Raw genomic sequence first — 17,669 nt, 5'->3', positions numbered from 1 at the left:
GCGGAACCTTACGACGCCGGACCAATCAGCTCAAGCCATTCCTTTGTTGGAGACCGGTGAATGGTCCTTCGACAGCGCCGAAATGCCACCCCGGACCAGGTACGGCACCGGCACCGGGTTAGCGTCTGCTGGTGGACCCGGCACCAGCAGTCCGGTCGGCCACCGAGCCGGCCGGGGACCTCCGCGCCCGCCGCCTGTTCGGCCGACGGGCCGCCGCCGCCAGCGATCTGGCGGCGAGTCCGTTCCGGGCCGACCGCGACCGGATCGTCTCCTCACCGTTCTTTGCCCGGCTGGGCGGCGTGACCCAGGTGATCAGCCCGGGCGGCTCCGGCCTGCTGGTGCACAACCGGCTCACCCACAGCCTCAAGGTGGCCCAGGTGGGCCGGGCCGTCGCCGAGCGACTGGCCGCCGACGAGCGGTACCGGACCCTGCTCGACGAGCTCGGCGGCTGCGACCCGGACGTGGTCGAGGCGGCAGCGCTCGCCCACGACCTGGGCCACCCGCCGTTCGGGCACCTTGGTGAACGGGTGTTGGACCGGGTGACCCGGCACCGGCTCGGTCTGCCGGACGGTTTCGAGGGAAACGCGCAGTCCTACCGGATCGTGACCAGCACCGAGATCCGGGGCGAGGCGGCCGTCGGTCTGGACCTGACCGCAGCGGTGCGGGCCGCCATGCTCAAGTACCCGTGGACCCGGCGCACCTATCCGCAGCCGCATCCGAGCCTGCTGCGCCCGGCGCCCCGTGGCGCCGCGGTCGCGCCCGACGATCCGGCGGTCGGGTCGGTCAAGTTCGGCGCCTACACCACCGAGGCGGCCGACCTGCGGCAGGCCCGGGCGCCGTTCGCCGGGGTGCTCGATCCGTGGCAACAGACCGTCGAAGCCTCGATAATGGACACCGCCGACGACATCGCGTACGCCATCCACGACGTGGAGGACTTCCACCGGGTCGGCGTACTGCAGCAGGGCCCGGTCGCCGGTGAACTCGTCACCTGGCAGCGCTCCGCCGCCGAGCTGCGGGAGTTCACCGACGCGGAGATCGCCGCCAGCGCGCACCGCCCCGGCCGGTCCATCGAGCGGCTCCGCCGCCAGCTGCACCGCAAGGACAGTTGGATCGCCTCCGACGAGGCGTTCGCCGCCGCCGTCGAACACGTCCGTCAGGAGCTGGTGGACGGCCTGCTGATGGTGCCGTTCGACGGGTCGATCGAAGCGGAGGGAAGCATCAGCACGTTCTCCGCGCGGTGGACCCGGCGACTGGTCGGCGCGATCGGCGTCACTGCCAACCCGCCGGTACGCTCCGGCCACGTGCTGCTGGCGACCGCCCAGTGGCACGAGGTGCAGGTGCTCAAGTTCGTGCACCACCGGTTCGTCCTCGCCCGGCCGGACCTGGCGCTGCATCAGCGCGGTCAGGCCGATCTGCTGGCCACCCTGGTCGACGCGCTGCACGCCTGGGTGACCGACCCGGACGAGCAGGGGCGGCTGCCCCGCCGACTGCACGACCTGGTCGAGCTGGCCGAGGCGGAGCTGGCGGCGACCACCGGCACCGGTGCCGTCCCCGGGGTGAGCGGCGCCCCGGGCGGCAGCCTGGTCGCCGCCGCTCAGGGTCGGGCGATCGTCGACTACGTTGCCTCACTCACCGACGGCCAGGCGGTCGCGTTGCTGGGCGCGTTGACCGGCCGGTCCGGGCAGCTGTGGACCGACGCGTTCGTGCTGTGAGCAAGCGTTCGTGCGGTGACCGGCCCGTTCGGGTGGTGAGTGCCGGTCCTGGCGGCGGTCAGTCCCGCCAGCCGTAGTCCAGCCCCACCAGGCTGGTGCCGACGGTGACCCGGGCCAGTACGCCGACCAGCGCCGCCCGCCGCTGGTCGCGACTGACCACGTCGGCGGCGTCGGCGTTCAGCTGTACGTACCGCTGCCACACTTGCTGTTCGATCTCCTCGGCGTTGATCAGGGAACGGTCACATTCCGTGTCGGGGCAGGCATAGTGGCGGGTGCCGTCGTCGGTGCTGGCCGGAATCAACAGGCGGTCACCGCACCACAGCAGACCGCGCAGGATGTAGAGGTCGGAACCGGTCGTATCACGGCGTGCAGGGTTGACCATGATGCCCATGTCTCATCGCCTCCTGCCAGTGTGTACGGACCGGAGAGCTGTCCGGTTCGCCGGATCGCCGCAGCAATGGGCGGGCTGTCGCGCATCGGGCGGGCCACCGACGGCGTCAGGAGCGGCGGCCGCCTCCCGGCCGGAGGTTCTGCAGCCGCACCTGACCCCGGGCGACCAGTTGTCCGTCACCGTCGGTGATATGAACCTGCCACAGCTGTTGGCTGTAGCCGCGGTGGACCGCAGTACCGACGGCGATCAGTTCCCCGCCGGAGACCGCCTTCAGGAAGTCGGTCTGATTGGCCACCCCCACCACCCGGCCCTCGTCACCGAGCCAGGTCGCCGCGCCGATGCTCGCCGCGCTCTCCACCAGCGCGCAGTACGCCCCGCCGTGCACGATCCCGAACGGTTGGTGCAGCGCCGGGGTCACCGGCAGCCGCAGCTCCACCCGCTCCGCGGAGATCTCTTCGGCCCGTACGCCGAGCTGTGCGTCGAACCCACCAACTCGCCTGTCCATGGTGCCTCCCGTCGGAGGGCGGTGCCGCCCCGTCGGCGAGCGTAGTCAACCGGTGAGAGCGTCCCGCCGGGGATCCGGCCCGGTCTGCCGCCGGTCCCGCGTCGGCGGTTCGGGTGGTCCGGGCGGAGTTGCCGGCGGAGTCGGCCTGAGTCGACGCATCGCCGGCAGCTCGACCCACCGGTGTAGCGGCACCGCCAACAGGTAGGACCCGACCAGGAACGCCAGCGTCAACCCGACCGCCTGCCCGGTGGCCCACTCCCGGTCCCGGCCGACGAGGTGCATCACGGTCACGATCACCACGAGATGAAGCAGGAAGAACGCGTATGACACCTCGCCCAGGTGGACCGCGACCCGGTGGCGCCACCAGGACCGCCGGCCGTGCAGGTCGGCCAGTGCCGCCGCCGGGACCAGCAGACCGATCGTCACGATCGTCGCTGCGGTGTCGCGGGCCTGCGCCGGCAGCCACTCGACGGCGAGATAGTTCACCACCCACAGAGCGGTGGCCACCCGCAGTCCCGGACCCCGCCAGGCGCCCCGCCGCACCAGCAGCGCCAGCACGATGCCGAGCAGGAACTCCAACATCCGTACCGGCGGGAAGATGTAGACGAACCAGCGGCGGTGTTCCGCCGCGATCAGCAGGTCGGCCACCACCGGCATCAGCCAGACGGCGGCCGGCAGGGCGACGGCGGCGACCCGCAGCGCCGTCGTGCCGAGCCGGCGCAGTCCCGCGTACAACAGGGGGAACGCCAGGTAGAACGCCATTTCGCAGGACAGCGACCAGGTGACCGGGTTGATCCCCAGGTAGTACACGTCCGACGGATGCCAGGCCTGGACCAGCGGTGCTGAGAAGGCCAGCAGCCGCGGCCAGATGTCCGGCAGTCGTGCTGTCAGCATCAGGCCGACGACGGCCGGCACCAGGGCGACCAGATGCGCCGGGTAGACCCGCGCCAGGCGTCCCCACCAGAACCGACCCGGCCGGTAGCCGGGGCGGACCGACCAGGTGAGGACGAAACCGGACAGCACAAAGAAGAACGAAACGCCCAGGTCACCGCCGTTGAACAGGATGCCGGCGACCCGGTCGGCCGGCGGGTCAGCCAACGGGATGAACGAGTAGGCGTGCACGCCGAAGACCAGTAGCGCAGCGGCGAACCGCAGCCCGGTCAGCGACGGCAGCCGGCCCGGCGAGGGAGGGGTGGCAGGCACCGGGTCAACATATCCACCGACTTCGCACGTCAAACCGGCGATATCCGACCGAGCCATACGCCAAACGGACGATTGGTCGGCGGTGCGGCAGCGACCATCAGCCGCGACCGATCGGCCCCACCGTGGCGGGCCCGGCCTGACCAGGCTGACCGCCCCGTCACCTTGGTAAGGTGTCGGCCTGTTCGACGAATCAGCCGGTGAATGACATGTGCGCAGGGGCCATCGTGACGCGACCCGCGGCGCCGGGGACGGGACAAGCCTTGTCGTCATCGTTGCCGGCACTGGTGTTCCTGGCCTTCGGCGTTGTCGCCGCCGTGCTCTACGCGGCGTTCGACACGCCGATGATCGCCGGACCGGCCTTCACCGTCGCCGGGGTCGGTGGCGCGCTCGCCGTGACCCTGGGCCCCCGTTGGCACCGGGCCCAGCCCCGCTGGGCCTGGTGGCTGCTCGCTGTCGCCTGCGTGTGCTTCCTCACCGGGGCGCTGGCCCGGCCGTGGGCGGTCGAGCAGGACGGGCCGTACGCATTGGCCGCCGACGCCGCCACCGTGCCGGGTTACCTGTTCATGCTGCTCGGCCTGGCCGGGCTGCTGCGCACCCGGGGCCGGCTGCCGTCACACGCGGTGATCGACGGTCTGATCGTCTTCATCGGTGCGGCGCTGTGCTCCGTACTGCTGCTGGCGGTGCCGGCGGGCAGCATCACCGACCGGCCGGCCCTGGTCTCCGCCCTCGCCGCGCTGTATCCGATCTTCGACGTGATCCTGATCCTGCTGCTGGTCAGCCTGGCCTTCACCACCGCCGTTCGGCGGCCGAGCTACCTGCTGCTGGTCGCCTCCATGAGTCTGCTGGTGGTCGGCGACGTGCTGTACGCCATCATCGGAGTCTCCGGTCAGCTCACCGGATCCCGGCTGCTGGATCTGCCCTTCATGCTCGGCTTCCTGCTGATCGGCGCCGCCGCCCTGCACCCCTCCGTGGTCGACCTCGGTCAGGCGGCCCGGCTGCCGGTGCAGGCCTGGTCGTGGCAGCGGCTGCTGCTGATCGGCCCGGCGCTGGCCGCGCCGTTCGTGCTCACCGTCTTCGTCTCCGGGCGATCGACGGCCGACCGGCTGGTGCTCGGCGTGGGCGGTGCTGCCATGGTGGTGCTGCTGATGATGCGGGCGGTCTCCGCCGTCCAGGGGTACGCTGCCGCGCAACGCCGCTACGAGCACCGCGCCACCCACGACCCACTGACCGGCCTGCCGAACCGGTTGATGCTCGCCGCCGAGGTGCGCCGGTTGCTCACCGCCGGTCGGCGGCCAGCGGACGCCGGGGTCTGGGTGTTCTTCCTCGACCTCGACGGGTTCAAACTGGTCAACGACTCGTGGGGGCACCACGCGGGTGATCAGCTGATCGCCCAGGTGGCGGCCCGACTGCGGGCGGCGCTGCCGGCTGCGGCGACGGTCGCCCGGGTCGGTGGGGACGAGTTCGTCGTGGTCCAGCTGGGAAGCCGCGCGCAGGCCGTGGCGCTGGCCGACCGGATCATCGACTGTGTGCACGAACCGCTGCGGATCAGGCAGGTCGAGGCGGTGATCACCGCCTCGGTCGGGATCGCCGGGACCCACCTCGACGACGGTGGCGCGGGCAACGATCCGCCGGTGACCGCCGACGCGTTGCTGCGCGACGCCGACACGGCCATGTACCAGGCGAAGGCCGACGGTCGCGGCCGCTGGGTGATGTTCGACGCGTCGATGCACGAGCGGGTCCGCGAGCGGGTGGAAATCGAACAGGCCCTGCGGATCGCCCTCAGCGAGGACGATCTGCGGATCGCCTACCAACCGATCGTCGACCTGGAAAGCGGCAGCCTGATCGGTGCCGAGGCGTTGCTGCGCTGGGAGCATCCGGGCCGGGGCAGCATCTCACCGGCGGTGTTCATCCCGATCGCCGAGGACACCGGGCTGATCGGTCCGATCGGACGCTGGGTGCTCGACCGGTCGTTGCGGCAGCTGGCGCAGTGGCGGGCGGACGGCACGGTGACGGCAGACTTCTGGATGTCGGTCAACGTGTCGCCCCGCCAGTTGCGTGACCCGGGTCTGATCCGGGCGTTGGACGATGCGCTCGACCGGCACCGGGTGCCGGCCTCCGCCGTCGTCCTGGAGATCACCGAGTCGGTGATGATCGACCCGACCAGCGTCACCGGCCAGGTGCTGGCTGACCTGCGGCAGCGGGGGATCCGGATCGTCGTCGACGACTTCGGCACCGGGTTCTCCGCGTTGGGCTATCTACGCAAGCATCCGGTCACCGGGGTCAAGGTGGACCGGGCGTTCGTCGCCGGCCTCGGCCAGAGCGCCAAGGACGAGGAGATCGTCCGGGCGGTGGTGGCGATGAGCAGCGCCCTGCACCTGACCGTGGTCGCCGAGGGGGTGGAGACCCCGCTGCAGCAGGGCGTGCTGGCCGTCCTCGGCGTGCTGTTCGGGCAGGGCAGGCTCTGGGGAGAGCCGGTCGGCCCGGCTGAGTTCGCCCGACGGTGGGCGAGCCGACCCGCCGACCCGGTGGACGGGCCGGTGGTGCCGGCTGCCAGGCAGGTTCAGGGGCGCGGCGGCAACTCGTAGAGCCAGTACGTCTGCTCGTCCAGCCGGGTCGCCCGCGCTCCCTCGGTCAACGTCCCCAGGGTCTGATGGATGGCCCGGCCGAGCCCGATCTGGTCGTTGCGGCGGCAGATGTCCAACGCCGCGACACCGTCGCTGTCCTGCACGCGTTGCCACATGTCGGCGATCACCGATTCGAAGATGCCGCTGCCGCGGTACTGCGGATGGACGGCGAAGAAGCCGATGTACCAGATCCGGCGTTGCGCGTACAGGTCCGGCCAGCGGTGGGCGAAGTAGTCCGGGGAGATCAGCGGCATCGAATCCAGCTCGTTGGTGAAGGTGGCGAGCGCGGTAAGCAGATCGGGGGACCGGTCGTCGCGCCCCAGATACTTCAGCACCCGGGCGTCGCTCAGCACCTGGTCGAACTCGACCCGGTCCATCACGTGCCGTTGGACCGCGGTGACCCGGAGTTCGTCGAACGCGGTGGTGTACAACTGCCAGGTCGGTTCGGACAATTCGGGTGGTATGCTCGTTTCGACCTGAATGCGCATCACTGTCCTCCGGGGCTCGCGGCGGGTAGGCGGGGGTGGACGCGAGCCCTGACACCGAGTATGAGTGACCGCTGAGCCCAAGGTCAGGCTGCGGCCGGCATCCGAAACTTTCCGGCAGCGGCATCGATCCGCCGAACGTCCGGCTGCGTACTGCTGTACGGGCACAACGGTGCGCCGTGCCCGCGAACGCCGAGGAGGGGCAGCCATGCAGCGACCGGCACAGGGGGGCGAACCAGCCGCGATCGAACTCGGCGAGGTGCAGGCTCCGGCACCTGCGCGGGAAACCAGTCCGGTGCGGCGATCCGGTCCTGCCTGGCATGGTCCCACGGCCGGGTATCCACCTGAACCGGCTCACCACCCGCAGCGCCTCGACGACGAGCCGGTGACCGTGTCGCCACGTCTGTTGCCGCCGCCGCCGTGGCTGGCCCGGGAACTGGACCGACCGGAACCGGTCACCCCGGCGGTCCCGTTCTTCGACCCGGAACCCGACATGACCGGGCCGGCCGACGGCCGACCACGCCGACTCGCGATGGTCGTCACCGGGCTGGTGGCACTGTTCGTGCTCGCCGCGCTGGTCGGGGCCGGCGTCGTCGACGCGCTACGGACCACATCGGACACCACGGTCGCCGACTCGCCGCCGCCGGCCGACGGTCCCGCAGTGGTCGACCCGGCCGCCGTCGATCCGGAACCCGCCACCGAACGCCTGGTGACCGGCCCGCTCGGCGAACTACAGCAGGCCGAGTTCGACCTGGTCAGTGGTACCACGACGGTCAACATCCGGGCCGCCGACCTCGGCGGCGACCTGTACCGGGTCCGGACCCCGATCGACGCGGACGTGCAACCACGGGTGATCGCCGACGACAACCGGATCAAGCTGCACCTGGTGCCGAACGACCAGTCCGGACCCGGTGTCGTCGACATCGAGCTGCACTCGTCGGTGCGCTGGCAGTTGCGGCTCACCGGCGGCGTCGCGGAACACCTGATCGACCTGACCGGTGCCGAGCTGAGCGGAGTGGACATCGTCGGCGGGGCGGCCCGCATCGAGCTGTCCCTGCCCGCGCCGGACGGCACCCTGCCGGTGCGGATGACCGGCGGCGCCAACCAGTTCCTGATCAACGCTCCGGATGGGCCCCCGGCCCAGGTCCGGTTCGGGTCCGGGGCGGCCAGCGCCACCATCGACACCCGCAGCCACGACGGCATCGCCCCCGGTGCGGTCTTCACCGGCCAGGGCTGGGCGGGTGCGACCGACCGGTACGACATCGACGCCGTCGCCGGACTGTCCGTGCTCACCCTGCAACGCAACTGACCGGCACCGCTCAGCCCGACCGGACCGACCCGGCCGGCGGCGGGACCGACCGGCTCACTCGGCCTGCTCGGCCTCGTCCATCGCCCGGTAGATCCGCTGCTCCGACACCGGGTACGGGGTACCCAGCGCCTGGGCGAACACGTTCACCCGCAGCTCCTCGATCATCCAGCGGATCCGCCGGGCGGCTTCGGTGTTGTGCCGGGCCGGCGGCAACCCGTCGAGCATCTGCTGGTACTCCCGGCGTACCGTGTCGATCCTGGCCTGTTGGTCGCGGTCCCGGCGCGGATTCTGCGGCAGCTTCTCCAACCGGCGTTCGATCGCGGTCAGATAGCGCGGCAGGTCCGCCAGCCGGGCGTACCCGGTGGCGGTCACGAACCCCGGGTAGACCAGGGCGGCGAGCTGCTCGCGGACGTCGCTGAGCGCCGCCACCAGCGCGAGATCGGTGGTACGGCCGAGCCGCTGCTGCACCGCGTACGCCGCCGCCAGCACCTGGCGTACCCGGGAAACGATCTCGACCGTGACGTCGACCAGCCCGGCGCGGACCTGCTCGCGCAGCGCGGTGAAGCCGTCGGCGTCCCAGGCCGGACCGCCCGCCTGCGTCATCAGCAGGTCCACCGCCGCCCCGGCGCAGTCGTCCAGCAGCTCGACGACGTTGCGGTACGGGTTGCGGCTCAACGCCAGCTTGTCCTGGTTGGACAACCGGCCGGAGACGAACTTCGCCGGGGACGGCAGGGTGAGCAGCAGCAGCCGCCGGGTGCCGGCCCACATCGACCGGTCCCGCACGGCAGCGCTGTCGAACACCCGGACCGCGACGCTCGCCCCCTCGTCGACCAGACCCGGGTACGCGGTGACCCGGTATCCGACCCGGTCCTGCTCGACGCTGCGCGGCAGCGCGCCGATGCTCCAGTCGCGCAACCCGCGGCGTTCCACGTCCGGCGCGGCGGCCGCCACCACCTTGCGTACCTCAGTGGTCAGCTCGCGGCGCAGCGCGGCCAGGTCCTTCCCCTCGGCCAGCGGCTTGTCGTTCTCGTCGACCACCCGGAAGGTGACCCGTAGATGCTGGGGCACCTTGGTCAGGTCCCAGGCGTCGTGCGGCACCATCACCCCGGTCAGCCGACGCAGCTCCCGACCCAGCGCGTCCAGCAGCGGTTCGGAGCCGGGGGTGATCGCGGCCAGCACCGCGCGGGCGAAGTCCGGCACCGGCACGAAGTTGCGGCGCAGTTGCTTCGGTAGCGACCGGATCAGGGCCACGACCAGCTCCTCGCGCAGCCCGGGCACGTGCCAGCCGAAGCTGTCGTCGGACACCTGGTTGAGCATCGCCAACGGCACGTCGACGGTCACCCCGTCGGTTCCGGTGCCGGGCTCGAACCGGTACGTCAGCGGCAGGGCTATCCCGTCGGAGTGCCACTCGTCGGGGAAGTCCGCCGGGTCGATGCGGCCCTTGCCCTGGTTGACCAGCATGTCCCGGTCGAAGGTGAGCAGGTCGGGCCGGTCCCGGCGGGTCTTCTTCCACCAGGAGTCGAAGTGCCGGCCGGAGACCACCTCGGCGGGCAGCCGCTGGTCGTAGAACTCGAACAGGGTCTCGTCGTCGACCACGATGTCCCGGCGGCGGACCCGTTCCTCCAGCTCGCCGACCTCGTCGAGCAGCGCCCGGTTGTCGTGGAAGAACCGGTGCGGGGTGTGCCAGTCGCCCTCGACGAGGGCGTGCCGGATGAACAGCTCCCGGCTCAGCACCGGATCGACCCGACCGAAGGTGACCTTGCGTCCGGCGATCAGCGGTACGCCGTACAGGGTGACCTTCTCGTAGGCCATCACCGCCGCCTGCTTCTTCTCCCAGTGCGGTTCGCTGTACGAGCGTTTCACCAGGTGGCCGGCGAGCGCCTCGACCCACTCGGGTTCGATCCTGGCGACCGTACGCGCCCACAGCCGGGACGTCTCGACCAGTTCGGCGGCCATCACCCAGCGGGGCGGCTTGCGGGCCAGCGCCGAGCCAGGGAAGACCGCGAACTTGGCTCCCCGGGCGCCCAGGTACTCCGGCTTGGCCGGATCCTTCACCCCGACGTGCGACAGCAGACCGGCCAGCAGCGACTGGTGTACGGCGGTCGGCGCGGCCGGCTCACCGCCCCGGTCGACCGGTACGTTCATCGACCGCAGCACCTGCCGGATCTGGCTGTTGATGTCCTGCCACTCGCGGACCCGCAGGTAGTTGAGGAACTCGGCCCGGCACATCCGCCGGAACGCGCTGCCGGACCGTTCCCGCTGCTGCTCCCGCAGGTAGCGCCACAGGTTGAGCAGCGCGACGAAGTCGGACTCCGGGTCGGCGAACCGGGCGTGCGCCTGGTCGGCCTGGGGTTTCTGCTCCGCCGGCCGCTCCCGGGGGTCCTGGATGGACAGCGCGGCGGCGATCACCGCGACCTCGTCGACGCAGCCGTTACTCTCGGCCGCGAGCACCATCCGGCCCAGCCGGGGATCCACCGGCAGCTGCGCCAGCCGCCGACCTACCTGGGTCAACCGGGGCGGCAGGCCCGGCGACGGCGGCTCGATCGCGCCCAGCTCGTGCAGCAGCGCGACGCCGTCGGTGATCTGCCGGCGGTCCGGCGGCTCGACGAACGGGAACGCGGCGATGTCGCCCAGCCCGATCGACGTCATCTGCAGGATCACCGAGGCCAGGTTGGTCCGCAGGATCTCCGGATCGGTGAACTCCGGTCTCGACTCGAAGTCGGCCTCGTCGTACAACCGGATGCAGATGCCGTCCGAGGTGCGCCCGCAGCGGCCCTTACGCTGGTTGGCCGACGCCTGCGACACCGGCTCGATCGGCAGCCGCTGCACCTTGAGCCGGTTGCTGTAGCGGGAGATCCGCGCCGTACCCGGGTCGATGACGTACTTGATGCCCGGCACGGTCAACGACGTCTCGGCGACGTTGGTGGCCAGCACCACCCGCCGGCCCGGGTGCGGCTGGAAGATCCGGTGCTGCTCGGCGGCGGACAGCCGGGCGTACAGCGGCAGGATCTCCGTGTCGCGCAGCCGGGGCCGGTTGGCGACCAGCTTGCCCAACGCGTCGGCGGCGTCGCGGATCTCCCGTTCGCCGCTGAGGAAGACCAGGATGTCGCCGGGGCCTTCGCCGGCCAGCTCCTCGACCGCCGCGCCGATCCCGTCGACCTGGTCGAGGGTGACGGTGCCCGGCGTGGCGTCGGGGTCGTCCGGGTCGACGGTCTCCCGCAGCAGCGGCCGGTAGCGCACCTCCACCGGATAGGTCCGCCCGGACACCTCGACCACCGGTGCCGGTGGCCGGCCCGGCTCGCTGAAATGGTCGGCGAAGCGCTGCGGGTCGATCGTCGCCGACGTGATGACCACTTTCAGGTCGGGGCGGCGGGGCAGCAGCTGTTTGAGGTAGCCGAGGATGAAGTCGATGTTCAGGCTGCGTTCGTGCGCCTCGTCGATGATCAACGTGTCGTACTGGCGCAGCATCTTGTCGTGCTGCAACTCGGCCAGCAGGATCCCGTCGGTCATCAACTTCACCAGGGTCTGGCCGCCGACCTGATCGTTGAACCGGACCTTGTAGCCGACCACGTCGCCCAGGGTGGTGCCGAGCTCGTCGGCGATCCGGTCGGCGACGGTACGGGCGGCCAGCCGACGCGGCTGGGTGTGCCCGATCAGCCCGCGCACCCCACGACCCAGCTCCAGGCAGATCTTCGGGATCTGGGTGGTCTTACCCGAGCCGGTCTCGCCGGCCACGATCACCACCTGGTGGTCGCGGATCGCCGCCGCGATGTCGCCGGCGCGTTCGCTGACCGGCAGCCCGTCCGGGTAGCGGATCTGCGGCACCGCGTCCCGCCGCCGCTGCACCGCCTGCTGCGCCGACGCGACCGCGGTGGCGATCTCGTCGAGCGCCGCCTGCCGGGCCTGCGGATCCCGGACCTTGCGTACCCCGTCGAGGCGTCGGTGCAGCCGCCGTTCGTCACGAAGAGTCAGCTCGGGGAGGAGTTTCAGCAGTTCAGAGGCGGAGCGCGCGGCGGAGGGCGGGTTCATGGCGCTGACCACGATACCCGCCGCCCCTCGCCCGGTCGCCCGGGTTTCCGGCCACCTGTCCCTGGTTCAGGCCACCGCGTTCAGCAGCCTCTCCAACGTCGTACGCGTCGGAAGCCGGGACAGCACGTGTCGCACACTGCGCTCGGCGTACCGCCGATCCTCGGTCGTCCGCGCAGCCAACGCTGCCTCGACCTGCTCGGACACGTAGTTGACCAGACCGGTCGCCGCGCCCCGGAAATCGGCCAGGCACCGTGTCGGCACGCCACCGGCCCGCCGACGGTAGCCGTCGACCAGCGCCCGCGCACCGACGGCGTCGACCCGACCGTGCGGTGCGACTGCCCAGTCCAGCAGGGCGTTCGCCAACTCCCAGGCCGGCGGCTGTCCACCGGCGTGCTCCCAGCCGACGACGACGAGGCGACCGTCGGGAGCGAGCCGGGTCTGCGCCGGCCCGAGCGTGTTGTGGGTCAGCACCGGATCCGGCACCGGCACGTCGCGGCCGACCGCCGCCAGGTCCTCCAGGGCCGGCACCGCCGCCGCCAGTTGCCCGGCCCAGGGCGCCTGCCGAGCGGTTGCGGTGGCCGCCAGCCCGGCCCAACTGGCCGGACCGATCCGTCTGGCGTGCCACGGGCTGACCCGACCGACCGGCAACGCCAGGCCGTGCAGCGTGGCGAGCACGTCGCCGACCGCACCGGCGACCGCCGCGCTCACCGGGGCCGCGAGCGGCGGTCCGGCCGGCAGATGCTGGTACGCCCGCCACCGGTGCCCACCGACGGACTCGACGACCTCGCTGTCGCGGCTGCGTACCGGGGTCGGCAGCAGCACACCGGCCGCTGCGGCGGCCAGCTGCAGGGCGACGTCAGTGTCGGCGTCGACGGTCGGCAGCCAGGTGTCCACCGTACGGACGGTGAAACGCCCTCGGTCGGTGTCGATCGACCAGCGGCGGCCGATGTCGTCCGGGCGGGCCAGTGAACGCATCGGGCCGGCGACGCTGCCCAGGTCGAAGCGGTCCGCGATCGCCTGGGCAAGCGACGGGTCGGCGGTGTCGGCCCGCCCGTGCATCCGGTCGACCTCGGCCTTGAGCTCCGGCCAGGTGCGGAAGCCGTACTGACCGGCCAGCGCCGCCTGCGCGTCGGCCAGGGTCGTGGTCGGAACGACGTCACGCAGCCCGGCCAGCAGCTCCTTGGCCTGTTGCCGCAGGTGGTCCAGGTGCGGATTGTCGGGGAGCGTCTTCACGGGAAACCTCGCTCTGCGCCCGGACTCGCACGGGCGGATTCAGAGCTCCGGCGTCCGTCGCTCGAACCTCGGACCTGGGGTGGCTTCGAGCCTTCCGGCGAGTCTCGGCGCGATCCCCGACGCGCTGCCGGTGAGCTTAACCGGCCACGGCGCTGCCGTCGACTGCCCCGCGCGCTGTCCGTCGCTTTCTGCCCGCCGCTCCCCGCTTCCCGCCCCCCGCCGCTTCCCCGCCCGGCCGCTCCGCGATGTGAGGCTGAGATACGTTATCTGGCGCGGAATAGGTATCTCAGCCTCACATCGATGCGTCAGGACCCGTGTGGACGTCGGGAATGGCCCGGAGTGCTCCGTCGCCCGCCCATTCGGTGGTGCCTCCCGGGCAGGGAATGCGGCCGGTCGGCCGCGCTGGACCGGCCGTCGTGGCGGACCCTCCCGGACGGGGGCTGGGGAGAGGACCGCCATGGGACCGGTCGCGGCGAGCGGGGGAGCGGAGCACCCCGGGTGTCTACGGGGGCTGGTCACTCGTCGTTGACGTCGTCACCCTGGTCGTTGCCTGCGTTGTCGTGCGGATAGCCGGCCGGCATCAGACCGGACAGTTGCAACACCGCTCGGACCTGTCGCGCCGAGCTCGGGTCCCACCGGTCCAGGATGGCGAGGGCGCGCAGCGACGGCCGGCACGGCGCGACCACCCCGCCGCACCGGTGGCACTCGCCGGTGGTCCGATTCGGAATATGCGTACGAGCCGTCTCGTTCGCCTGCCGGATCGCCGCCTCCAGCGCGGCGGAGCGTGGCTGAGCGCCCTTGAGCTGGAATGGCCAGTCGCGGTCCGGGTCGACCTGCCCAGGGGTTCGCTTCGGCAGCGGAGGCCGGTTCGGTGTCAAGTCGACATCGCGTGGCGTACTGATCGAGGTGTACCGGGCGAGCCGGGGCGTCCCGCCGATTCCGTCGTTCCTGGGCACTGTTCCCCCTACGTGGAGAGTGCGATTCGGGTGCCCCGGAGGGAACGCTTGCCGGTCATTCCCTCCGGGTCTGACTTCCACCCTGGACTATCCGTCGCCCGGCCGGGAAGATGTGTGGCGGTAATAGGATCACTACTTCATCAGCGTGGGGGAACAGATGGCGAACGTGAATGAGTTTCGGCATATCCTGCGGTTGCGGCGGACCGAGAAAGGACTGTCGCAGGACGCGCTCGGCTCACAGGTGCACGTGACCGGATCGCAGATCGGCCACTACGAGACGGGGCGCTCACTGCCGCCCGACGACCTGGCGGTCAGCCTGGACCGGGTGCTCGGCACCGGCGACGAGCTGCGCCGGTTGGCCGAGCAGGCGCGCGGCGAGGCGGTCGCCCCATGGATGCGCCCGTGGAAGCTGAACGAGTCCCGGGCGGTGCAGCTGCGCTGGTTCGAGCACTCGCTCATCCCGGGGCTGCTGCAGACCGAGGCGTACGCCCGGGAGGTCATCTCCGCCGGCACGCACACCGAGGTGCAGATCGAGGAGATGACCCGGGAGCGCATGGAGCGGCAGACGGCGGCGCTGGAGCGGGTGAATCCGTACCCGGTGCCGTTGACCGCCATCATCGGCGAGGCCGCGCTGCGGGTCGGGCCGTCGGCGCTGATGAAGGACCAGCTGGAGCATCTGGTCGACATCGGCCACCGGCAGACCGTGCACGTGCGCGTCCTGCCGTTCTCCGCCGGGCTGCACCCGGGGCTGGCCGGTGCGTTCGTGTTGGCGACCCTGCCGGACGGCGGAACGGCGGCGTACATTGACGACCAGATGGCAGGGCGGGTCTGCGAGACCGCCGACAAGCTCCGCCACCTGGTGCTCGCGTGGGAGATGGTCTGCGCGCGGGCACTGCCCTGTGACCAGTCCCGTGATCTGATCCTGAGAGTGATCGATGAGCATGAGCGAGCCGGTGTGGCGCACGTCCACCCGTAGCAGCAGCAACGGCGGCGCCTGTGTCGAGGTCGCCGACAACCTTCCCGGCCGGGTCCTGGTCCGGGACAGCAAGGACCGTGCCGGCGGGACGTTGACCTTCGCCCCGTCGGCCTGGTCCCGCTTCGTCACCTCGACCAGGCGCCCCACGTAGCTGATCTTGGCGGTGGTCGTGGCAGCGCGAGTTTGCGTCGAGTGGCCACGGTCGAGGGCACCCGCCGGCGCCGGATCCGGCATCGGCCGGGCGGTGGCGCTGCGGCTGGCCGCCGAGGGAGCGGCGATGGTCGGCTGCGACGTCGACACCGATGGGCTGGACGGCACCGGCAAGCTGCTTGCCGCCGCCGGACACGCCGCCGTCATCACCTCGGACGGCGGCTGGACCAGCTGACCCGCCGTTGGAGGCAGCGCCGCCGGACGGCTTGCCGCAGCCGACGGCCGCGCTGCCGGGCCAGCGGGGCGCGGATATCCGCCAGGTCAGCCGGACCCGTGCAACCGCTGGTACGCCCGGCCCAGATCATCCGGCAGGGGAGCGTCGCCGGACACCGGCTGCCAGAAGTCGGGGTCCGGCGACGCCGTCACGTCGACCCGCCTGCCGCCGGCCGTGTCGAAGCCGAGCCGCCAGGCGTGCAGATAGGTGCGTACCCCGCTGGCGGCGGCGGTGCGGTCGAACAGTGGGTCACCGACGATCGGGTGCCCGATCCAGGCCAGGTGCACCCGGATCTGATGCCGGCGGCCGGTGAGCGGCGCGACAGCGAGCAGCCGGTGCGTGGCGTCGGCTACTGGCGTACCGGATCCGGTGGTGACCCCGTCGGACCCGGCGGTGACGGCGGTGATCCGGCTCTGCGACGGATAGCTCTTGACGTGGTCGAACTCGGTTCCGGCGGCGAGCGACCAGCGCGCGGTGGCGGCGTCGAAGCCGATGTCGGCTCGGTTACCGGCGACCCGGACCCGGTTCTTGCGGCCCACGCTCAGCGGCAGGTCGACGACGCCGACGTCGGGCAGCGGCGCGCGAGCGGCATCGGCATCGGTTGCGGCGGCCGACACCACGGCCAGATAGACCTTTTCCACGGTACGGCGGTTGAACTGCCGGGTCAGGTCGCCGTGGTGGCGCAGCTGTTTGGCGAACAGGATCGCCCCGGAGGTGTTCTTGTCGATGCGGTGCACCGGGAAGACCGGCTCACCGGCCTCTTCGGCGAGGCGGGCCAGGTCGGTGCCGTGCCGTTCGCCCATCACCGACACACCGGGAGGTTTGTTCAGCACCAGGGCGGTGTCGTCCTCGAACAGGACGGCACCGGCGCGAAGTTCGGTCCACAGGTTCACCGGTGGCCGAGGATACGCCGCACGTGGCGGCGTACCCCCGGCGCACCCTGTGCTCGCATCAAGAGGCGATGCGCCGGACGGCTCAGCCGGCGGCGGACCAGATGGCGGTGAACGCGGCGGCCTCACCGGCCAGCCAGCGCTCCACCTGGTCGGGGCGGGACGTGACGTCCGGGCGGCGGAAGGTGACGCCGCGCCGCAGGTCGACCAGGACCGGCTCGGCGTGCGGCAGCACCTGGTCCATGTGCCGGGCCATCAGGTGCAGGGTCGCGGTGTACGCGTCGGGGCTGGGTGGCTGGTCGTCGAAGTGGATCCGGACCGCTTCGGCGTGCCCGTCGGGGTACCGCAGGCCGAAGTGTGGGTTGATCTTGACGGGGAGGTTGCCGACCATGCCGAGCGCGTCGTGGGTCTGCGCCAGCTCCACCTGGGTCAGATCCCCCAGCGACTCCAGGTAGCGCTGCGCGCCTGGGGTGAGGGTCGCGTACAGCGGCTGCCAGCGCTGGGCGACCTGCCCGACCACGGCCGCCAGGTGGCTGCCGCCGGTGCGGAACCGGATGTCGGCCTTGAGCGCCTTGACCAGCTGCCCGTGCGGGTTGAACCCGGAGCGGCTGACCCGCTGCCGGCGCAGCCCGCCGACGAAGGTTGCCTTGGCCGGCCCGGACTGCCCGACATAGCGGGTGAAACCGAGCAGGGTCGCGTACGGGACCGGGGCGGGGCTGGTCGGTGCTGCAGTGGGGGTCGAGGCGGTGGCAGGAGGGGGTGCGATCACGGCGTTCCTTCCCAGGTCAGGAGCCGGATTAGTACACCCATTCTAATCGAGAAGTGACGCTGCGCCCAGTGTTTGATCACGCTCCGACGCACTGTCTGGCCTGTCAAGAGACGGCCGGTCCGATCGCAGTTGGTCAACGGTGTGGCCCGTCTCCGTCTCCACG

General features: G+C 71.5%; 15 protein-coding genes. 6 read left to right on the top strand and 9 right to left on the bottom strand.

The features are described 5' to 3' along the window. Positions 1 to 131 precede the first annotated feature (131 nt). Complete coding sequence (dgt, locus tag O7543_RS08200) at positions 132 to 1,712, top strand: dGTP triphosphohydrolase (RefSeq protein ID WP_281554387.1); 1,581 nt, start codon at positions 132 to 134, stop codon at positions 1,710 to 1,712. Between the two features lie 58 nt (positions 1,713 to 1,770). Here the strand turns inward: dgt and O7543_RS08195 are convergent, their stop codons facing one another. The 3 genes from O7543_RS08195 to O7543_RS08185 form a co-directional block, all read right to left on the bottom strand. Next, complete coding sequence (locus tag O7543_RS08195) at positions 1,771 to 2,103, bottom strand: zinc ribbon domain-containing protein (RefSeq protein WP_281554388.1); 333 nt, start codon at positions 2,101 to 2,103, stop codon at positions 1,771 to 1,773. A 106-nt stretch (positions 2,104 to 2,209) separates the two neighbouring features. Further along, positions 2,210 to 2,608, bottom strand: a complete 399-nt coding sequence (locus tag O7543_RS08190) for a PaaI family thioesterase (RefSeq protein WP_281554389.1) — start codon at positions 2,606 to 2,608, stop codon at positions 2,210 to 2,212. 45 nt (positions 2,609 to 2,653) lie between these two features. Beyond that, entirely contained in the window at positions 2,654 to 3,811 is a 1,158-nt protein-coding gene (locus tag O7543_RS08185) for an acyltransferase (protein WP_281554390.1), read from the bottom strand. Between the two features lie 260 nt (positions 3,812 to 4,071). On the opposite strand from O7543_RS08185, the gene O7543_RS08180 reads away from it, so the two are divergent. Then, positions 4,072 to 6,396: an EAL domain-containing protein gene (locus tag O7543_RS08180; RefSeq protein WP_281567376.1), complete on the top strand. Its 2,325-nt coding sequence runs from the start codon at positions 4,072 to 4,074 to the stop codon at positions 6,394 to 6,396. Here the strand turns inward: O7543_RS08180 and O7543_RS08175 are convergent. Then, positions 6,372 to 6,887: a GNAT family N-acetyltransferase gene (locus tag O7543_RS08175; RefSeq protein ID WP_281554392.1), complete on the bottom strand. Its 516-nt coding sequence runs from the start codon at positions 6,885 to 6,887 to the stop codon at positions 6,372 to 6,374. The two genes, O7543_RS08180 and O7543_RS08175, sit on opposite strands and share 25 nt — an antisense overlap. Before the next feature lie 241 nt (positions 6,888 to 7,128). On the opposite strand from O7543_RS08175, the gene O7543_RS08170 reads away from it, so the two are divergent. Next, complete coding sequence (locus O7543_RS08170; protein WP_281567375.1) at positions 7,129 to 8,229, top strand: hypothetical protein; 1,101 nt, start codon at positions 7,129 to 7,131, stop codon at positions 8,227 to 8,229. 54 nt (positions 8,230 to 8,283) lie between these two features. Here O7543_RS08170 and hrpA read toward each other — a convergent pair whose 3' ends face one another. The 3 genes from hrpA to O7543_RS08155 all read right to left on the bottom strand — a co-directional run bounded on the left by hrpA (position 8,284) and on the right by O7543_RS08155 (position 14,447). Then, complete coding sequence (gene hrpA / locus O7543_RS08165) at positions 8,284 to 12,258, bottom strand: ATP-dependent RNA helicase HrpA (RefSeq protein WP_281567374.1); 3,975 nt, start codon at positions 12,256 to 12,258, stop codon at positions 8,284 to 8,286. 66 nt (positions 12,259 to 12,324) lie between these two features. Next, the gene (locus O7543_RS08160; protein ID WP_281567373.1) at positions 12,325 to 13,491 is read right to left on the bottom strand and encodes a phosphotransferase; all 1,167 of its coding nucleotides are present in this window, start codon (positions 13,489 to 13,491) and stop codon (positions 12,325 to 12,327) included. A gap of 515 nt (positions 13,492 to 14,006) precedes the next feature. After that, the gene (locus O7543_RS08155) at positions 14,007 to 14,447 is read right to left on the bottom strand and encodes a hypothetical protein (protein WP_281567372.1); all 441 of its coding nucleotides are present in this window, start codon (positions 14,445 to 14,447) and stop codon (positions 14,007 to 14,009) included. Positions 14,448 to 14,613: 166 nt separating this feature from the next. Between O7543_RS08155 and O7543_RS08150 the strand changes: the two genes are divergently transcribed. The 3 genes from O7543_RS08150 to O7543_RS08140 are packed head-to-tail and all read left to right on the top strand — an operon-like array spanning position 14,614 to position 15,808. After that, positions 14,614 to 15,423, top strand: a complete 810-nt coding sequence (locus O7543_RS08150) for a helix-turn-helix transcriptional regulator (protein ID WP_281554397.1) — start codon at positions 14,614 to 14,616, stop codon at positions 15,421 to 15,423. Next, positions 15,383 to 15,574 (top strand): DUF397 domain-containing protein, encoded by a 192-nt coding sequence (locus tag O7543_RS08145; RefSeq protein WP_281554398.1) that lies wholly within the window; start codon positions 15,383 to 15,385, stop codon positions 15,572 to 15,574. Before O7543_RS08150 ends, O7543_RS08145 begins: the two co-directional genes overlap by 41 nt. 18 nt (positions 15,575 to 15,592) lie before the next feature. Continuing rightward, positions 15,593 to 15,808: a hypothetical protein gene (locus tag O7543_RS08140; protein WP_281554399.1), complete on the top strand. Its 216-nt coding sequence runs from the start codon at positions 15,593 to 15,595 to the stop codon at positions 15,806 to 15,808. Between the two features lie 86 nt (positions 15,809 to 15,894). Here O7543_RS08140 and O7543_RS08135 read toward each other — a convergent pair whose 3' ends face one another. Further along, a complete protein-coding gene (locus O7543_RS08135; RefSeq protein ID WP_281554400.1) occupies positions 15,895 to 16,740 on the bottom strand; it encodes an RluA family pseudouridine synthase in 846 nt (281 codons plus the stop codon). An 82-nt stretch (positions 16,741 to 16,822) separates the two neighbouring features. Next, positions 16,823 to 17,428 (bottom strand): hypothetical protein, encoded by a 606-nt coding sequence (locus tag O7543_RS08130; protein ID WP_281555541.1) that lies wholly within the window; start codon positions 17,426 to 17,428, stop codon positions 16,823 to 16,825. Between the last annotated feature and the right edge of the window lie 241 nt (positions 17,429 to 17,669).

Source organism: Solwaraspora sp. WMMA2080 (assembly GCF_027497395.1).
GTDB lineage: Bacteria > Actinomycetota > Actinomycetes > Mycobacteriales > Micromonosporaceae > Micromonospora_E.
Note: the sequence above shows the minus strand (reverse complement) of the source record. Positions and strands in the feature narration are given on the sequence as shown.